The 16371-nt window shown below is 65.9% G+C and carries 19 protein-coding genes and 1 pseudogene; 11 read left to right on the forward strand and 9 right to left on the reverse strand.

The features are described 5' to 3' along the window. Nucleotides 1-385: 385 nt before the first annotated feature. The 4 genes from AC27IQ_RS10290 to AC27IQ_RS10305 all read right to left on the reverse strand — a co-directional run bounded on the left by AC27IQ_RS10290 (nucleotide 386) and on the right by AC27IQ_RS10305 (nucleotide 2777). The gene (locus AC27IQ_RS10290) at nucleotides 386-1402 is read right to left on the reverse strand and encodes an NAD(P)H-dependent glycerol-3-phosphate dehydrogenase (RefSeq protein ID WP_487089397.1); all 1017 of its coding nucleotides are present in this window, start codon (nucleotides 1400-1402) and stop codon (nucleotides 386-388) included. A 60-nt stretch (nucleotides 1403-1462) separates the two neighbouring features. Further along, nucleotides 1463-1924 (reverse strand): protein-export chaperone SecB, encoded by a 462-nt coding sequence (gene secB, locus AC27IQ_RS10295; protein ID WP_092741496.1) that lies wholly within the window; start codon nucleotides 1922-1924, stop codon nucleotides 1463-1465. A 120-nt stretch (nucleotides 1925-2044) separates the two neighbouring features. Then, nucleotides 2045-2317: a glutaredoxin 3 gene (grxC, locus tag AC27IQ_RS10300; protein WP_272565005.1), complete on the reverse strand. Its 273-nt coding sequence runs from the start codon at nucleotides 2315-2317 to the stop codon at nucleotides 2045-2047. 52 nt (nucleotides 2318-2369) lie between these two features. Then, the gene (locus AC27IQ_RS10305) at nucleotides 2370-2777 is read right to left on the reverse strand and encodes a rhodanese-like domain-containing protein (protein ID WP_092741500.1); all 408 of its coding nucleotides are present in this window, start codon (nucleotides 2775-2777) and stop codon (nucleotides 2370-2372) included. Between the two features lie 71 nt (nucleotides 2778-2848). Here AC27IQ_RS10305 and gpmA point away from each other — a divergent pair, with 71 nt between their 5' ends. From gpmA to AC27IQ_RS10325, 4 genes are all read left to right on the forward strand, one after another. Further along, complete coding sequence (gene gpmA, locus AC27IQ_RS10310; RefSeq protein WP_272565006.1) at nucleotides 2849-3592, forward strand: 2,3-diphosphoglycerate-dependent phosphoglycerate mutase; 744 nt, start codon at nucleotides 2849-2851, stop codon at nucleotides 3590-3592. A 106-nt stretch (nucleotides 3593-3698) separates the two neighbouring features. After that, nucleotides 3699-5135: a S41 family peptidase gene (locus AC27IQ_RS10315; protein WP_284427224.1), complete on the forward strand. Its 1437-nt coding sequence runs from the start codon at nucleotides 3699-3701 to the stop codon at nucleotides 5133-5135. A gap of 87 nt (nucleotides 5136-5222) precedes the next feature. Beyond that, on the forward strand, nucleotides 5223-5978 hold the full coding sequence (locus AC27IQ_RS10320) for a HesA/MoeB/ThiF family protein (protein ID WP_487089398.1): 756 nt from the start codon (nucleotides 5223-5225) through the stop codon (nucleotides 5976-5978). Between the two features lie 116 nt (nucleotides 5979-6094). After that, nucleotides 6095-6499, forward strand: a complete 405-nt coding sequence (locus AC27IQ_RS10325) for a response regulator (RefSeq protein WP_272565009.1) — start codon at nucleotides 6095-6097, stop codon at nucleotides 6497-6499. A 128-nt stretch (nucleotides 6500-6627) separates the two neighbouring features. Here the strand turns inward: AC27IQ_RS10325 and AC27IQ_RS10330 are convergent, their stop codons facing one another. Beyond that, nucleotides 6628-7260 carry a response regulator gene (locus tag AC27IQ_RS10330; RefSeq protein WP_092741509.1) on the reverse strand — a complete coding sequence of 211 codons (633 nt, stop codon included), beginning with the start codon at nucleotides 7258-7260 and terminating at the stop codon, nucleotides 6628-6630. Between the two features lie 140 nt (nucleotides 7261-7400). Between AC27IQ_RS10330 and AC27IQ_RS10335 the strand changes: the two genes are divergently transcribed. The 6 genes from AC27IQ_RS10335 (at nucleotide 7401) to AC27IQ_RS10360 (ending at nucleotide 11916) form a co-directional block, all read left to right on the forward strand. Continuing rightward, on the forward strand, nucleotides 7401-8744 hold the full coding sequence (locus AC27IQ_RS10335) for a sensor histidine kinase (RefSeq protein WP_284429348.1): 1344 nt from the start codon (nucleotides 7401-7403) through the stop codon (nucleotides 8742-8744). Between the two features lie 230 nt (nucleotides 8745-8974). Continuing rightward, nucleotides 8975-9139, forward strand: coding sequence for a DUF1328 domain-containing protein (locus AC27IQ_RS10340; protein ID WP_011796896.1), 165 nt, complete (start codon nucleotides 8975-8977; stop codon nucleotides 9137-9139). A gap of 60 nt (nucleotides 9140-9199) precedes the next feature. Further along, on the forward strand, nucleotides 9200-9598 hold the full coding sequence (locus AC27IQ_RS10345) for a hypothetical protein (protein WP_272565011.1): 399 nt from the start codon (nucleotides 9200-9202) through the stop codon (nucleotides 9596-9598). A 50-nt stretch (nucleotides 9599-9648) separates the two neighbouring features. Beyond that, entirely contained in the window at nucleotides 9649-10221 is a 573-nt protein-coding gene (locus AC27IQ_RS10350) for a ferritin-like domain-containing protein (protein ID WP_317356312.1), read from the forward strand. Nucleotides 10222-10334: 113 nt separating this feature from the next. Continuing rightward, nucleotides 10335-10649, forward strand: a complete 315-nt coding sequence (locus AC27IQ_RS10355; protein WP_092741513.1) for a BON domain-containing protein — start codon at nucleotides 10335-10337, stop codon at nucleotides 10647-10649. A 142-nt stretch (nucleotides 10650-10791) separates the two neighbouring features. Beyond that, on the forward strand, nucleotides 10792-11916 hold the full coding sequence (locus AC27IQ_RS10360; RefSeq protein ID WP_487089399.1) for a zinc-binding metallopeptidase family protein: 1125 nt from the start codon (nucleotides 10792-10794) through the stop codon (nucleotides 11914-11916). Between the two features lie 22 nt (nucleotides 11917-11938). Here AC27IQ_RS10360 and coaD read toward each other — a convergent pair whose 3' ends face one another. The 4 genes from coaD to AC27IQ_RS10380 all read right to left on the reverse strand — a co-directional run bounded on the left by coaD (nucleotide 11939) and on the right by AC27IQ_RS10380 (nucleotide 16088). Then, a complete protein-coding gene (gene coaD / locus AC27IQ_RS10365; protein ID WP_284429351.1) occupies nucleotides 11939-12436 on the reverse strand; it encodes a pantetheine-phosphate adenylyltransferase in 498 nt (165 codons plus the stop codon). 180 nt (nucleotides 12437-12616) lie between these two features. Beyond that, nucleotides 12617-13261 (reverse strand): 16S rRNA (guanine(966)-N(2))-methyltransferase RsmD, encoded by a 645-nt coding sequence (rsmD, locus tag AC27IQ_RS10370; RefSeq protein WP_487089400.1) that lies wholly within the window; start codon nucleotides 13259-13261, stop codon nucleotides 12617-12619. Then, the gene (locus AC27IQ_RS10375) at nucleotides 13258-14610 is read right to left on the reverse strand and encodes a M16 family metallopeptidase (protein ID WP_372588227.1); all 1353 of its coding nucleotides are present in this window, start codon (nucleotides 14608-14610) and stop codon (nucleotides 13258-13260) included. The genes rsmD and AC27IQ_RS10375 overlap by 4 nt, the downstream gene beginning before the upstream one ends. 23 nt (nucleotides 14611-14633) lie before the next feature. Continuing rightward, nucleotides 14634-16088, reverse strand: a complete 1455-nt coding sequence (locus AC27IQ_RS10380) for a M16 family metallopeptidase (protein WP_487089401.1) — start codon at nucleotides 16086-16088, stop codon at nucleotides 14634-14636. A 29-nt stretch (nucleotides 16089-16117) separates the two neighbouring features. Here AC27IQ_RS10380 and AC27IQ_RS10385 point away from each other — a divergent pair. After that, nucleotides 16118-16371: pseudogene (locus AC27IQ_RS10385) on the forward strand (signal recognition particle-docking protein FtsY); the annotation flags it as partial.

Consider the following 16371-nt stretch of genomic DNA (forward strand, 5'->3'; position numbering starts at 1 on the left):
GGCGCCCGGCCGGCGCGGGCACGCTGGTGGCCCTGGGCGCGGCTCGGCTGGGCAACACGCGGCTGATCGACAACCTGGAATTCTGAAGGGCGCACCGCACCGGGCGGTGCATCGCCGCGAAGGCGAGCGGCTCGGCCTCTCCTGCACCGCCGGTAGGCTCGGGACTACGCGCGCAGGTGCCCACGCCGCACAGGGGTGCCCAGGGGTGGCCTTTAAGGTTGATCCATCGACCAACCACTCTTCAGGAGAACTTCCATGCCTGTCATCCTCTGGCTTCTCGGCGTCCCACTGTCCCTCGTGCTGCTGCTCATGCTCTTCGGCGTGCTCTGAGCATCAACCCCTGCAACGGGCAAAGAAGCCCGGTGGCAGAGCTTTCAAAGACCCTTCAAGGCCGCGAGAGTTCTGCCACCGGGCTTCTGCCCATGAGCAGCACCACCGCATCGCGCGGCGTTCTCTGCCCGTCCAGCAAGGCCACCACCGCCTCGGTGATCGGCATGTCCACCTGCAGATGGCGCGCACGCGCCAGCACCGTCCGGGCGCTGTAGACGCCTTCGGCCACATGGCCGAGCGAATCCACCGCCTGGGCCAGCGTCAACCCCTGTGCCAGGGCCTGGCCCACACGCCGGTTGCGCGACAGATCGCCGGTCGCGGTCAGCACCAGGTCGCCCAGTCCTGACAATCCCATGAAGGTATCGGGCCGCGCACCCAGCGCCAGCCCCAGCCGCGTCATCTCGGCCAGGCCGCGCGTGATGAGGGCCGCGCGGGCGTTGAGCCCCAGGTCGAGCCCGTCGCACAGCCCCGTCGCGATGGCCAGCACGTTCTTCACCGCACCGCCCACCTCGACGCCGACGATGTCGTCGTTGGCGTACACCCGCAGCGTGGGGCCATGGAACGCGTCCACCAGCAGATCGCGCACGGCGGCGTGCGGGCTGGCCGCCACCAGCGCCGTCGGCTGGCCGCGGGCCGCCTCCTGCGCAAAGCTGGGGCCGCTCAACACTCCGCTGCGCAGGCCGGGGGCGACCTGCGCGCACACCTCGTGCCCCATGAGGCCCACGGCGCTGCCGCCCGATGGGGCGGCTTCGAACCCTTTGCACAGCCAGGCCACCGGCACGTCCACGGCGCTCAGTGCCTGGAGCATGCCGCGCAGCGCGGACATGGGCGTCGCGACCACGACCAGATCGGCGCTGGAGGCCAGCGACAACGGGTCGCCCGCGCTCAGCGCCAGGGAAGAAGGGAGTTCGATGTCCGGCAGATACCGGGCGTTCTGCCGTGTGGCCTGCATGCCGGCCACCTGCTGCGCGTCGCGCGCCCACAGGGTCACGGCATGCGCCGACGGGTGCAATGCCGCGCTGACGGCCATGGCCGTGCCCCAGGCCCCGGCCCCCAAGACGACGATGTTCATTCGTTCGTGTGCCCGAGGTTCACGCGGGAGGCGCAACGGCCTCCCGGCGCTGCACGCTGCTTACTGCGTGATGATGGGCGACGGCGCTGCGGAGGCCACCTGGGCCTGCTGCTGCTCGTACATGGCCTGGAAGTTGATTTCGGCCAGGTGCACGGGCGGGAAGCCGGCGCGCGTGATGGTGTCGGCCACGTTGCCGCGCAGGTAGGGGTACACGATCTGCGGGCAGGCGATGCCCATGATCGGGCCCATCTGGTCTTCGGGAATGTTGCGGATCTCGAAGATGCCGGCTTGCTTGGCCTCGACCAGGAACACGGTCTTGTCCTTGATCTTGGTCTGCACGGTGGCGGTCACGGCCACTTCGAAAATGCCATCGGCCACCGGCGTGGCTTCCACGCCCAGCTGGATGTCCACGCTGGGCTGTTCCTGCTCCAGCAAGATTGCGGGCGAGTTGGGCTGCTCCAGGGACAAGTCCTTCAGGTACACGCGCTGGATCTGGAACACGGGATTTTCTTCGGTAGCCATGGTGTCGGTCTTTCAGTCAGAACACTATTCGACAAAACAAAGCCCGCTGGGGAAAACGCTCCCCGCAGCGGGCACTTGGGGCTGCATTATGCAGCGCCGCAGAAACGGAAAAGCGGCAGTTCAGGCATCGGCCTGGGCACCGCCGAGCAGCGGCATCAGGCCGCCCCGGCCGTCGAGCGCGACCAAATCGTCGTGCCCGCCAACGTGCGTGTCGCCGATGAAGATCTGGGGCACGGTGCGGCGCCCGGTGATTTCCATCATGTGGCTGCGGGCCACGGGGTCGAGGTCCACGCGGACTTCCTCGATCTCCTCCACGCCCTTGGACTTGAGGATCTGCTTGGCCCGAATGCAGTAGGGGCAGACGGCGGTGGTGTACATCTTCACGGCTTGCATGGGAGGGCCTTCCTGCTCAAAAAATGGCTACACAACACACATTGCGGCCAACTCAGGCCTTTTCAACCGGCATGCTGGCGTCTTTCCACGCCTTCAGCCCGCCCGCCAGCGCCTGCGCATTGTCGTAGCCCAGCTTTTTGGCGATGCCCACGGCGCGCTGGGCCCGCGGGCCCTTGGCGCAAACCAGCACGATCGGCAGGGCCTTGTTCTTGACCACCTGGGGCAGCCGCTCTTCCAGCTGGTTCAGCGGGATGTTCTTGGCGCCGCCCACGTGGCCTGCGGCGAATTCGTCAGGCTCGCACACGTCGATGACCACGCCCTTCTCGCGGTTGATGAGCTGCACGGCGCGTGCCGCCGTCAGCGAGCCGCCGGTGGCATCCTTGAGCAGCGGCACCAAAAGCATGCCGCCGGAGGCCAGCGCGATAAAGAACAAATACCAGTTGTCGATGATGAATTTCACGTCAGTCCTAGGGTTGGCAAACCGCTCAATTTTAGAATGCTGGATTTTGACCCGCCTGCTCTAGGGAAACCATGCACCAACTCGTCCTGATCCGCCACGGAGAATCCACCTGGAACCTCGAGAACCGCTTCACCGGTTGGACCGACGTCGATCTGACGCCCACGGGCGTGGAACAGGCCAAGAGCGCAGGCCGCCTGCTGAAGGCGGAGGGCTACGAATTCGACCTGGCCTACACCAGCATGCTCAAGCGCGCCACGCGCACGCTGTGGCACACGCTCGACGAGATGGACCGCACCTGGCTGCCGGTGCACCACAGCTGGCGCCTGAACGAGCGCCACTACGGCGCCCTGCAGGGCCTGAACAAGGCCGACATGGCCAAGCAATACGGCGATGCGCAGGTGCTGGTGTGGCGCCGCAGCTACGACACGCCGCCGCCCGCGCTGGAAGCCGCCGACCCTCGCAGCGAGCGGGGCGACCTGCGCTACGCCAGCCTGGCCCCCGAGCAGATCCCGCTGACGGAGTGCCTCAAGGACACCGTCGCGCGCGTGCTGCCGTTCTGGAACGAATCCATGGCGCCCGCCATCCGCGCCGGCAAGCGCATCGTGGTCGCGGCGCACGGCAACTCGATCCGCGCGTTGATCAAGTACCTGGACGGCATCTCGGACGACGACATCGTCGGCGTGAACATTCCGAACGGCATCCCCCTGGTCTATGAACTCGATGCGGACCTGAAACCCCTGCGCCACTACTACCTGGGCGACGCCGAAGCCGCCGCCAAGGCCGCGGCCGCAGTGGCATCGCAGGGCAAGGCGTAAAGTCCGTGTAAAGGCGGCCCGCACAGCGCAAAAGTCGCTTCCAGCGCGGAACTGCACTGGTGGCAATCTTTCCAAGGTGTATATTGAAGCGGCAAAGGTGTTTTTAATGGGCCACAAACTGAAAATCGCAGGTTGGGTGTCGATCGGCGTCGTTGCCGGGGCACTGACCACCGTCTCCCTGCAGACGGTGGCGCGCGGCGCGATGACGCCGCTGCCGCTCGAGGAAATCCAGCAGCTGTCCGCCGTGTTCGGTCTGGTGAAGACCGATTACGTCGAGCCGGTCGATGACAAGAAGCTCATCACCGACGCGATCTCGGGCATGGTGTCCAGCCTGGACCCTCACTCCCAGTATTTCGACAAGAAGTCCTTCAAGGAATTCCGCGAAGGCACTTCCGGCCGCTTCGTGGGCGTCGGGATCGAGATCACGCAGGAAGACGGGCTCATCAAGGTCGTCTCGCCCATCGAAGGCTCGCCGGCCTTCCGTGCCGGCCTCAAGACGAACGACCTGATCACCAAGATCGACGACACCGCCGTCAAGGGCCTGGCCCTCAACGACGCGGTCAAGAGAATGCGCGGCGAGCCGAGCACCCAGGTCACGCTGACGATCTTCCGCAAGGACGAGAGCCGCACGTTCCCGGTGACGATCACGCGCGAAGAGATCAAGACGCAGTCCGTGAAGGGCAAGGTGATCGAGCCCGGTTATGGCTGGATCCGCCTGTCGCAGTTCCAGGAACGCACGGTGGACGACTTCGTTCGCAAGATCGAAGAGGTCTATCGCCAGGAGCCGAACCTCAAGGGCCTGGTGCTCGACCTGCGCAATGACCCGGGCGGCCTGCTGGACGCAGCCGTGGCCATCTCTGCCGCCTTCCTGCCCGAGAACGTCACCGTGGTGACCACCGACGGACAACTGGCGGAAAGCAAGGCCACGTTCAAGGCGGCACCGGAGTTCTACCAGCGCCGCGGCAATGGCGACCCGCTCAAGCGATTGCCCGCCGCGCTCAAGAGCGTGCCCCTGGTGGTGCTGGTCAATGAAGGCTCGGCCTCTGCCAGTGAAATCGTGGCCGGCGCCTTGCAGGACCACAAGCGCGCCACCATCATGGGCAGCCAGACCTTCGGCAAGGGCTCGGTGCAGACGGTGCGTCCTCTGGGTCCGGACACCGGCATCAAGCTGACCACCGCGCGCTACTACACCCCCAGCGGCAAGTCCATCCAGGCCAAGGGCATCGTGCCCGATGTGATGGTGGATGAAAGCGCCGAAGGCGATGTGTATGCATCGCTGCGCATGCGTGAGGCCGATCTCGAAAAGCACCTGACCAGCGGCCAGGGCGAAGAGAAGAAGGACGAAGCACGCGAGAAGGCCCGCGAGGAAGCGCGCAAGCGCCTTGAAGAAGAAGCCAAGAAGCCCATCGCCGACCGCAAGATGCCGGAGTTCGGTTCGGACAAGGACTTTCAGCTGGCGCAGGCCCTCAACCAGTTGAAGGGCCAGACCGTGCTCGTCAGCAAGACGCAGACTGAACGCAAGGAAGAAAAGAAGGAGAACTAAACCCCTTCTGGATTCACCGACGGCCGGGCGCCTTTCAGGCGCCCGGCCTTTTTCATGGCCTCGCTATCGCACCCGTTTCCAGCCCCCATGACAGACGATCAGCTACTGCGCTATTCGCGCCACATCATGCTCGACGAGATCGGGATCGAGGGCCAGGAGCGCATCCTGGCCGCCCACGCGCTTGTGATCGGAGCGGGTGGGCTGGGCTCACCCGCCGCCCTGTTCCTGGCCTCTGCCGGCGTGGGACGCATCTCCCTGGTGGACGACGATGTGGTGGACCTGACCAACCTGCAGCGCCAGATCGCCCATACCACGGAGCGTGTCGGAGAGCCCAAGGTGCACTCCGCCGCTCAAGCGCTGCAGGCTTTGAATCCGGGCGTGCGGTTGGACGCCATCCAGGCCCGGGCCGACAAGGAATGGCTCGATGACTGGGTGGGCAAGGCCACCGTGGTGCTCGACTGCAGCGACAACTATGCAACGCGCCATGCCGTGAACGCCGCTTGCGTGACCCACCGCAAGCCGCTGGTCACGGGCGCCGCCATCCGCTTCGACGGGCAGATCACCGTCATCGACCCGCGCGATCCACTATCGCCGTGCTACGCCTGCATCTTCCCGCCGGACACCGCATTCGAAGAAACCCAGTGCGCCACCCTGGGCGTGTTCGCACCGATGGTCGGAATCATCGGCGCCATGCAGGCGGCGGAAGCTCTCAAGCTCATCGCGGGGTTCGGTGAATCGCTGGCGGGACGGCTCTCGATGCTCGACGGCCGTTCCATGGAATGGACTGTGATGAAAATTCCGCGCCATGGGCATTGCAGCGTATGTGGTCACGCCACACCGTAGGAAGAATCCTACCGGCTCAGCATGTTGCTACTGGCAGAATGACACATTGGTTCCCCATAAAGTGAAGCTGTGATCACATTCTCATTCTGCCTCCGTGATCCGGACTGGACCCCACAGTGAAACTGCGCACCTACATTGTTGAAGACAACGCCACCATCCGAGAAAACCTGATCGGCACGCTCGAGGAACTGGCGGAGGTGGAAGCCGTAGGCATTGCGGAGACCGAAGACGAAGGCAAAGAGTGGCTGGCCAACAATGCAGGCCAGTGGGACCTGGCCATCGTCGATCTTTTTCTGAGACAGGGAAGCGGTCTGGGGGTCTTGGCAGCGTGCCGCAATCGCACCGCAGGCCAGAAGATGGTGGTGCTCAGCAACTATGCAACGCCGGACGTTCGCATGCGCTGCGCCCAATTGGGCGTGGATGCAGTGTTCGACAAATCCAACGAGATCGACGCACTGGTCGAATACTGTGTAGAGCACAGCACGGCCCGCCAGGCCAACCCAAAATCCGCCACCGGCTGACGTTGAAGCCGGATTCAATGCCAAGCCGCGAGGACTTGGTCATCGGACCAGGCTCGGGCTCTTTTTCCACCCATTCCATTTGAAAACGGCCACCGATTGCCCGGTGGCCGTTTTGCTTGGGTGCTGGTTCAATCGATCAGCTTGTTCTTCAGTGCGTAGTAGGTCAGGTCGCTGTTGGACGACAGCGCCATCTTTTCCATCAGGCGCGTGCGGTATGTGCTCACGGTCTTCACGCTGAGCGACAAAGACTTGGCGATGTCGCCCGCGGTTTCGCCCTTGGCCAGCTTGAGGAACACCTGGAACTCGCGCTCCGACAGTTGTTCGTGCGGCGGCGCATCGTCCTTGCGGTTGAGCTGCTGGGCCAGCAGATCGGCCACGGCAGGGGTCAGGTAGCGGCGGCCCAGCGAGATCGTGCGAATGGCTTCGACGATCTCCTTGGGGTCGCATTCCTTGTTGAGGTAGCCGCTGGCACCCTGGCGAATCAGGTTGATGGCGTAGTGCTCCTCCGGATAGCCGCTGAGGATCAGGATGCCCATGTCGGGCGCCTTCGCACGCAGCATGGCCAGCGCATCGAGGCCGCTTTGGCCGGGCATCGACAAGTCCATGAGCAGCACGTCGATCTCCTGTGCACGAACCAGATCGATCGCCTCGCGCCCGTTGGACGCCTCACCCACCACCCGAAGGTCTACATGTTCTGACAAAAATTGTCGCAATCCCGAGCGGACAATCGCATGGTCATCCACAATGCCGATCTTGATCATTGAGCGTTCTTTCAAGGGGCAGCCAAGCTGCCCGTTATCGTTCTGGTAGCCAATTCACCCGTTGCGGGCGTGCCTGCAGCGGAACACCGCTGGCTGGTGACATTATCCAGAAATCACCCGCCTGTCTTTCGGAGAAACCTATGCGTTGGTCCAATTTTCGCAAGATGGCAGTCAGCTTGCCCCTGGCACTGCTGGCTGCATCGGCGCTGGTTGGCATCAACGAGGCCGGTTATGACCGCTCGCACGATGCGGTCAGCGCCCTCTCTCGCACCTATACCACCCGCGCCGCGCTCGATCGCATGATGCAGAACATGCTCGATGCAGAGACCGGTCTTCGGGGCTATCTGCTGACCGGTGATGAGCGTTATCTCGAGCCCTACGAGAAGGCCGCGTCCACCATCAACAGCAATCTGGACGAGTTGCGCGCCATCTTCGCCGCCTCTTCGGTCGAAGACCAGGAAGACTTCACGCAGCTTTCGCGGCAGATATCCCGCAAGATGTCCGAGCTCGATCTGAGCCTGCGGCTGCGGCGCCAGGACAACGACGACGCATGGAAGTTCGTGCTCTCCACCGATGTGGGCAAGGAGAACATGGATGCCATCCGTTCGCTGTCGGGCCGGCTGACCGAACGCAGCACCGAACGCACCAACCACAGCACGCAAGAGATCCTTCATTCCCTCATGCTGTCGCGCATCGGCATCGCGACCATGGCGGCCATCGGGCTGCTGGCTTTCTACATGTACCTGCGGCAGGCGAGCGCACTGCAGTCGTTCAACCAGCGCGAGCAGGAAACCTTGGAGCGCGAGCGTGACCGGCTCGAACAGCTGGTACGTGAGCGCACCGCGTCCCTCACTGAGCTGGCGAACCACTTGCAGCAGGTGCGCGAGGACGAACGCGGCCATCTGGCGCGCGAACTGCATGACGAACTGGGCGCCCTGCTCACCGCGGCCAAGCTCGACGTGGCGCGCCTCAAATCCAGGGTGGATTCCCAGGCGCCTGAAATCGCCGAACGCCTCAAGCACCTGACCGACACGCTCAACAGCGGCATTGCGCTCAAGCGCCGCATCATCGAAGACCTGCGGCCTTCGTCGCTGTTCAACCTGGGGCTGACGGCATCGCTTGAAATCCTGGGCCGCGAGTTCGCAGAACGCAGCAATGTGGAGGTGGACCTGAATCTGGAAGCGGTGGAACTGCCCGAATCCGTTCAACTGACCATCTACCGCATGGTCCAGGAATCGCTGACCAACATCGGCAAATACGCCAACGCCAGCAAGGTGCTGGTCGCCGTGCACAACTACCCCACGCATGTAGCGGTACAGATCCGCGACAACGGCAGCGGTTTCGACACAGGCAAGGCCAACCCTTCCGCCCATGGCTTGATGGGCATGCGCCACCGGGTCGAGGCGGCTGGCGGTCGCTTGACCGTCACCTCCGAACCTGGCGAAGGCACCCTCGTATCCGCCGTGCTGCCGCACGTGCACTGACAGCGCGGTGGGGCCCGGCGCAGCGCCCCGCACACCCTGTTTCGGCGGGGCCCGCCGCCTCCAGCCACTCTTGATTTTTCAGCAGCCCTCCCTCATGGGCGGCGTCCTACATGGGTGCGCGCCAGGGACCGGCAGCCACCCTGCACTGCGAAAACTACATTCAATTCCAGGCGCTGACCAATGCGCCCCCCACCAACCCGCCGGAACTTCTGGTGCAAGAGGAGATGGATATGTTGCATTACGCAGTGGTTTTCCTGGTGATCGCTTTGATCGCCGCCCTTTTTGGCTTTGGCGGTATCGCTGCCGGCGCCGTTGGCATTGCGAAGATCCTGTTCTTCGTGTTCGTGATCATGGCCGTGGTCACCTTCGTGCTGAGCCTGCTCAAGCGCGGTTAACGCACTGAACGCACCGCGTACCGAAGCGCTCACCACTCCAAAACCCCAAGGAACCCAACCATGATCGACACCCAGAACGCCGCGAAAAAAGCCGTGGATTCCGCACATAACGCCGCAGACAGCGTGCTCGACTCCGCCAAGGACGCCGTGCAATCCACCCGCGACGCTGCCAACAACACCCTGGACAAGGCCGCACGCAAAGTGGACGAACTGCATGGTGAGGTGAACCCGCTGATCGACGATCTCGCAGCCCGTGCACAAGACCTGGCATCGCGTGGCATCTCCTACTGCGCAGACACCACGGAACGCGCCCGCCGCCAGCTCAACCAGGCGGCCGACGTCACGACGCGCTACGTGGTCGAGCAGCCTGGCAAATCGATGTTGCTGGCTGCCGCCGCGGGCGCCGCAGTGGCCACGCTGTGCCTGATGAGCCGCCGCCCCCGCCGCCACGAATATTGATTCACTGGCAACTGCTTAAAACACGGCAATCACAAAGAGCGAGCGTCCCCATGTCCCCTGTCACCACCATCAACACAGCCAGCCATCCGGCGGCCCCGTCCGAGGCCCTCGTGCTCGACGAAAAGGCGCTGCATTACGCAGCAACGCAGGATCTGGATGAAGGCGCTGTCACGCCCGCCTACGGTCCGCACCGCGATGCCATCGTGAAGCTGCTGAACGACGCGCTCGCCACCGAACTGGTGTGCGTGCTGCGCTACAAGCGACACCATTTCACGGCGGACGGCCTGGAGTCGCCCGCCATCGCGGCCGAATTCCTGGTGCATGCGAACGAGGAATCCGCCCATGCGGACAAGATCGCGCAGCGCATTGTTCAACTCGGCGGCGAGCCCGACTTTTCCCCCAGTTCGCTGCAAGAGCGCAGCCACGCCGACTACGACGAATCGTCCGACCTCAAGGCCATGGTGCGAGCCAACCTGGTGGCCGAGCGCATCGCGGTGGAGGCCTACCGCCAGATGATCACTTTGATCGGCGACAAGGACCCGACGACGCGCCGGATGCTGGAAGGCATCCTGGCCGACGAAGAAGAGCATGCCGACGAACTCAAGGACTGGCTGCAACGCTGAAAGGCGACGCCGCCAACCAAGAAACAGTTCATCGACCGTGGGGGGTGCAACAGGTCGGTGGGCTGCAGAATCCCAAAGCACCCGTGTTAACAAACCAAACCAAGGAAATAACCATGAAATACGCACGTGCCCTCGCTTTTGCAGCCCTCGCTGGCGCAACCATCATCTCCGCCGGTTGCTCGGTGGCGCGCGACCAGCAGACCGTCGGCTCCTACGTGGACGATGCCGGCATCACGACCGCTGTGAAGGCCAAGATGGCTGAAGACAAGTCCGTGTCCGCCACGTCCATCAGCGTGGAAACGCTGAACGGCACCGTGCAGCTGTCGGGCTTCGCCAAGTCGCAGACCGAAAAGAACACGGCCGAATCCATCGCACGCAACACCAAGCACGTGCGTGACGTGCGCAACAGCATCGTCGTGCGTCCTTGAGGCCACGCAGGCCCCTGCGGCCTGCGGAGACCTTGCAAACACAGGCTCTTCGGAGCCTGTTTTTGTTTCGCCAACCCCTTGGGTTGCCACAGGCTTGCCGCAAGTGCAATGCAAGATTCGTCACAGGCTCTAAGCTCGCACCATGCAGGTATTCAATTGCGACCAATGCGGTCACCTCGTTTTCTTCGACAGCGTCCAATGCTTGCATTGCGGCGCCAAGCTCGCCTTCCTGCCAGACCAATTGACGATGGCCGCGCTGGTGCCAGCCGTATCGGGCCTGCGTGACGACTCGGACCTGTGGGAGCGGGTCGCGGACTCCGGCAGGGGCAGTGCCCAGCCGCTGTATCGGCTGTGCCACCACCGCACCGCGCACCGCGCCTGCAACTTCGCGCTGCAGGGCGACGACCCCCAGGCCCTGTGCGTCTCGTGCCGGCAGACGCGCATCCTCCCCGACCTGTCGGAGCCCGCCAACCTGCGGCGCTGGAAACAGATCGAACACGCCAAGCGGCAGCTTTACTACACGCTGGCCAAGCTGGGCCTGGAGCCGGCGCCCCCCGGCGAAAGCCCGGCGTTCGAATTTCTGGCCGACCAGCCGGGGTACCCCGTGATCACCGGGCATTCGAGCGGCACCATCACCCTCAACATCGCCGAAGCCGACGATGACGAACGTGCGCGCCGCCGGCTGGCGCTGCACGAGCCCTACCGCACGCTGATCGGCCACCTGCGGCACGAATCCGGGCATTTCTACTGGGACCGGCTCCTGCGCGACCAGGGCAAGCTGGACCACTTCCGTGCCGTGTTCGGCGACGAGCGGCAGGACTACGGCGCGGCGCTGCAGACCTACTACGCCAGCAGTCCGCACCTGCGGGACTGGGGCGACCACCATGTGAGCGCGTACGCCACGGCCCACCCCTGGGAAGACTGGGCCGAGACCTGGGCGCACTACCTGCACATGGTGGATCTGCTGGAAACGGCGTCGAGCTACCGCACCGGGCTTCAGATCCCGAAGCCCAAGGCAGGCGCGCCACGCCGCTTCACGATGAACGACCCGTTCGCCACGCAATCTCCGGATTTCGATGCGATGGTCAGCGAGTGGGTACCGCTCACGCTGCTGCTCAACAGCCTGAACCGCAGCCTGGGCCAGCAGGATGCCTATCCGTTCGCCCTGTCATCCGGGGCGCTCGCCAAGCTGCGTTTCGTGCATGAACTGGTGCAGTCCGCCCGCAACCGCGCACGGCCCGAACCGCTGAAAGCACGGCAAGCCTGACGGCGCCGGCCGCGAACTCGCCTCAGGCGGACTGGGCGCGCACCTTGACGGCCAGGCGTTCGGACACTTCCGGGGAAACGAACTTGTCCACCTCGCCACCCAAGAGGGCGATCTCGCGCACGAAGGTGCTGCTGATGAACTGGAACTTGTCGCTGGGCGTGAGAAAGACGGTTTCCACCTCGGGCATGAGGCTGCGGTTCATGCCGGCCAGCTGGAACTCGTAGTCGAAATCGGTCACGGCGCGCAGGCCGCGCACCATGGCCTTGCCGCCGCGCTCGACCACGAAGTCGCGCAGCAGGCCGGAGAAGGTCTCGACCTGTACCTGCGGATAGCCGCGCACCGCTTCGCGGACCATTTCGATGCGCTCTTCCAGGCTGAACAGCGTCTTCTTGTGGTGCCCTGCCGCCACGGCCACGATGACCCGGCCGAAGAGCTGCGTGGCGCGGCGCACCACGTCTTCATGGCCCAGCGTGATGGGATCGAAGGTGCCGGGATAGATGGCGAGGACGTTCTGGGCCATGGCGTGGTCGCTCCTTTGCGGTCTGGCGGAAGGGGGCACACGCGTTTGGGCGGGCGCAGGGGCGGATTATGCAGCGGGCGGAAAGGCCGCCCCGGCGGCAGTGATGGCCGCGAGCACTACAAGCAAAAAATGCCTCCAGCGCATATTCCACTAGGGCATTACGCTACAAATTCAATAGCATCACTGTTTTTGGAGCAGATGGGCATGCACGGCGCCGGCCTTCAGATGGCGGTGCACCGCCAGCCCCAGCTCTGCCAGCACGGCCTCGTCCCAGGCCTGCGGCGCTTCCAGATAGATGAACCCCTGGGCCGCCACCGCCTGGGCCGCCGCGGCGATCGCAGGCTCGAACAGGGCGCCATCGAACGGCGGGTCCAGAAACACCAAATGCAGGCTGCCTGGCGCGCAGTGCCGCAGCGCAGCCACGCCGTCGCCCCGCTGAACCCGCACCGCCATGGCCTGCAGGCGCTGCTGCAGCGTGTGCAGTTGCTCGACCAGCGCCGGATCGTTCTCGACCAGCTGCACGGCCGTGGCGCCGCGCGAGGCGGCTTCGAACCCCAGGGCGCCCGTGCCCGCGAAGGCGTCGAGGCAGCGCCAACCGGTCAGGTCTTGGCCCAGCCAGTTGAAGAGCGTCTCGCGCACCCGGTCGGGCGTGGGACGCAGGCCGGGGCGTTGCGCCACGGGCAGGCGCGTGCGCTTCCACTGCCCGCCGATGATCCGGACCTCGCCCGCGCCTTTCACCACGGGCCCCTTGGCCGCGGGCTTCTTCGCAGCGGCCCCCGACCTGGCCGGCGCTGCCGGCGCGGCGCGGCGTGCGGGCCGGTTCAAGGCTGGCCCCCGACCACCACGGTGACCATGCGGTCGGGCTGCAGCTTGCGCGCCATGGCGGCGCGCACATCGGCGGCCGTCAGGGCCTGCACGCGGTCGGTCCAGTGCTCCAGGTAATCCAGCGGCAGGTCGTTCCACGCGATGTTGACGACGTTGGCCAGCAGCTTGCGGTTGCTGTCGATGCGCAGCGCGAAGCCGCCGATCAGGTTGTCCTTCGCGGCCTTGAGCTGGGCCTCGGTCGGGCCCTGCGCCACGAAGCGAGCGAGCACGTCGCGCGACACCTTCACTGCCTCGGCGGCCTGGTCGGGACGGGTCTGCAGCCCGACCAGGAAGACGCCGGTGTTCAGGCCCGGCGAGAACTGGCTGTACACGCTGTAGCTCAGGCCGCGCTTTTCGCGCACTTCGCTGGTCAGCAGCGAGGTGAAGCCGCCGCCGCCCAGGATGTGGTTGCCCACCAGCAGGGCCAAAAAGTCAGGGTCGCGCCGCGCAAAGCCCGGCTGGCCGATCAGCACATGCGCCTGCGCCGAAGCGAAGGGAATGTCCTGCTGCACCGGCGCGGCCAGCGCCTGCACTTCGGGCACGGGCGGCAGCGGCTGGCAGGTGGCCGGATCGCGCGCGGGCATCTGCGACAGCAGCGTGGCCACCAGCGCCTGCGCCTGTGGGCGCGTGACGGCCCCGACGATGCTCACGCGGGCCCGGCAGGTTTCGACGTAGCGCCCATGGTAGGCCTGCATGTCCGCGATCTCGATGCGGCCCAGGGTTTCGGGTGTCGTGCGCTGGCCGTAGGGGTGGCTGCCGTACACCGCGCTGCCGAAGGCCTTGGCCGCGGCCGTGCCGGGGCGGGTTTCCGCCTCTTTCAAAGCGGCGGCCCAACGTGAACGCTCGCGCTGCCAGATGTCCTGCGGAAAGCTCGGCTGGGCCAGTTGCCGGGCTGCGAGCCGCGCCGCGCGGTCCAGCAGGTCGGGCTCGGTGAGCGAGCGCAGCGAAAAGCTCAGGCCGTCGCGGTCGGCCGCAGCCTCGAAGCTCGCGCCCAGATCGGCCCAGGCTTCGCCGAGCGCGTTTTCGTCCATGGCGGGCTCATCGCCCTGGGCGCGCACGCCCTTGGACGACATGGCCGCCACGGCACTCGCCAGACCGGCCTGCGCGGCCGGGTCACGGCGCGCGCCGGCATCGAAGTCCACCTGCACGTCGACCATCGGAATGGCCGGGCTCTCCACCAGCCAGACGCGGGCGCCGCTCGGCTCCGTCCAGTGCTGGATGGGCAGCAGCGCCCAGGCAGGGTGGGCCAGGCACAAGGCCCCGGCAAAGGCGAGGCACGCGCGTGCGGCCATGCGTTGGAAGGTTTTCATGGGGGGTGTCCTGCGCGTTCTCATCAATGCATCCGCCCGTCGGCGCCGGCTGCGGGGGCGGCGCGCTTGGCGCCAGGGGCCATGGGTTGCGGCAGCAGCGTGCCCACCGTGAGCTGGTCGTCGCCGAAGTAGCGGGCCGCCACCGATTGCACCTGGGCGGGCGTCACCGCGCGCAGCAGGGCGATCAGGCGCGCGTCGGCGTCGGGCGGCAGGCCCTGCACCCAGTTGCTGCCCAGGTCGCTGGCCTGGCTTTGCAGCGAATCGCGCTGGTAGATGGTGGAGGCCGCCCACTGCGTCTTCACGCGGGCCAGTTCGGCCTCGCTCACGCCTTCGCGGGCGATGCGGGCGACCTCGGCGCGCAGGGCGTCCTCGACCTGCTGCGGGGTCTTGCCGGGGGCCGGCACGCCGGTCAACAGGAACACGCTGGGGCCGCGGCCCACGACGGAAGCCGAGCTGTCCGAGCTGTCGGCCACACGGTCGGGGCCCTGGCTCAAGGCGCGCTCCAGGCGCGCGCCGTCGTAGCCGCTGAGCACGGCCGACAGCACCAGCAGCGACAGCGCATCGCGGTCGCTATCGGCCATGTTCTCCAGGCGCGTGATGCTCGGCGCGCGGAATGCCAGGGCCACATAGGCCTGCTCGGCCGGCGCCTTGTAGGCGATGCGGCGGATGCCCTGCTGCACGGGCTCCACGCGCGGCTTGCGGGCCGGCACGGCGCGCACGGGAATGCGGCCGTAGTACTTTTCAGCCAGCACGCGGACCTTGTCGGGGTCCACGTCGCCGGCCACCACGACGACCGCGTTGGCCGGCACGTACCACTGGCGGTGGAAGGCGCGCACGTCGTCGGCGGTCATGGCATCGAGATCGCTCATCCAGCCGACGACGGGCCGGCGGTAGGGCGAGGCGATGAACGTGGCGGCGTAGAGCTGCTCGATGAGCGCGGCCCGGGGCTGGTCTTCGGTGCGCATGCGGCGCTCTTCCTTGACCACCTCGATCTCGCGCTTGAACTCGGCGTCGGGCCACTGGTTGTTGGCGAAGCGGTCGGCTTCGAGCTTCATCACGTCTTCCAGCCGGTTCGCGGGGATCTGCTGGTAATAGCCGGTGTAATCGCGGCTGGTGAAGGCGTTTTCCTGCCCGCCCAGCGCAGCCACGCGCCGCGAGAACTCGCCCGGCGGCACGGTCTTGGAGCCCTTGAACATCATGTGCTCCAGCGCGTGGGCCACGCCGGAGGTGCCGTCCACCTCGTCCATCGCGCCGACCCGCAACCAGACCATGTGCACCGCCGTGGGCGCCCGGCGATCGGGCTGCACGAGCAGCTGCATGCCGTTCTTCAAGGTGAATTGCCGAACCCCCGTGGACGGCGGGCGCTGCGCCTGCGTGTCCTGGGCCGAGGGAGGAAGGGGGGTGGGAGCGGATGGCGGGGTTTGGGCCCCGGCATGCACGCAGGCCAGCAGGCCCAGAAGGGTGATAGCGCATTTCATAGAATGGATGCGATTCTAAGAACCCTCCAATGTTCAGTTTTTTCAAGAAAAAGCCCGCCGCCCCCACCGAGCCGCAAGCCCCCCATCCCGCGGAGGCTGCGCCAGCGGTTTCCGTGCCTGCAACGCCCGCCGCCGACGCGCTCTCGCCGCCCTCCGCAGCCCCTTCGAGTGCCCCTGCGGGCTCCGGGGGTTTCGGGTGGCTGAAGAACCCGTTCGCCAAGGCGCCGGTGGAGGTGCCGGTGGCGCCGCCGCCCGTTGTCCATGCCCCGGTACAACCGCCAGC

The organism is Acidovorax sp. KPB24-07 (genome assembly GCF_057543315.1).

Bases quoted from the DNA above. Each gene is read 5' to 3' on its own strand.
- AC27IQ_RS10380 (WP_487089401.1), bottom strand. From the start codon at position 16,088: ATGAAATGCGCTATCACCCTTCTGGGCCTGCTGGCCTGCGTGCATGCC.
- AC27IQ_RS10335 (WP_284429348.1), top strand. From the start codon at position 7,401: ATGCGTTGGTCCAATTTTCGCAAGATGGCAGTCAGCTTGCCCCTGGCA.
- gpmA (WP_272565006.1), top strand. From the start codon at position 2,849: ATGCACCAACTCGTCCTGATCCGCCACGGAGAATCCACCTGGAACCTC.
- AC27IQ_RS10290 (WP_487089397.1), bottom strand. From the start codon at position 1,402: ATGAACATCGTCGTCTTGGGGGCCGGGGCCTGGGGCACGGCCATGGCC.
- AC27IQ_RS10315 (WP_284427224.1), top strand. From the start codon at position 3,699: ATGGGCCACAAACTGAAAATCGCAGGTTGGGTGTCGATCGGCGTCGTT.
- AC27IQ_RS10340 (WP_011796896.1), top strand. From the start codon at position 8,975: ATGTTGCATTACGCAGTGGTTTTCCTGGTGATCGCTTTGATCGCCGCC.
- AC27IQ_RS10375 (WP_372588227.1), bottom strand. From the start codon at position 14,610: ATGAAAACCTTCCAACGCATGGCCGCACGCGCGTGCCTCGCCTTTGCC.
- AC27IQ_RS10330 (WP_092741509.1), bottom strand. From the start codon at position 7,260: ATGATCAAGATCGGCATTGTGGATGACCATGCGATTGTCCGCTCGGGA.
- AC27IQ_RS10350 (WP_317356312.1), top strand. From the start codon at position 9,649: ATGTCCCCTGTCACCACCATCAACACAGCCAGCCATCCGGCGGCCCCG.
- AC27IQ_RS10355 (WP_092741513.1), top strand. From the start codon at position 10,335: ATGAAATACGCACGTGCCCTCGCTTTTGCAGCCCTCGCTGGCGCAACC.
- coaD (WP_284429351.1), bottom strand. From the start codon at position 12,436: ATGGCCCAGAACGTCCTCGCCATCTATCCCGGCACCTTCGATCCCATC.
- secB (WP_092741496.1), bottom strand. From the start codon at position 1,924: ATGGCTACCGAAGAAAATCCCGTGTTCCAGATCCAGCGCGTGTACCTG.
- grxC (WP_272565005.1), bottom strand. From the start codon at position 2,317: ATGCAAGCCGTGAAGATGTACACCACCGCCGTCTGCCCCTACTGCATT.
- AC27IQ_RS10320 (WP_487089398.1), top strand. From the start codon at position 5,223: ATGACAGACGATCAGCTACTGCGCTATTCGCGCCACATCATGCTCGAC.
- AC27IQ_RS10345 (WP_272565011.1), top strand. From the start codon at position 9,200: ATGATCGACACCCAGAACGCCGCGAAAAAAGCCGTGGATTCCGCACAT.
- AC27IQ_RS10360 (WP_487089399.1), top strand. From the start codon at position 10,792: ATGCAGGTATTCAATTGCGACCAATGCGGTCACCTCGTTTTCTTCGAC.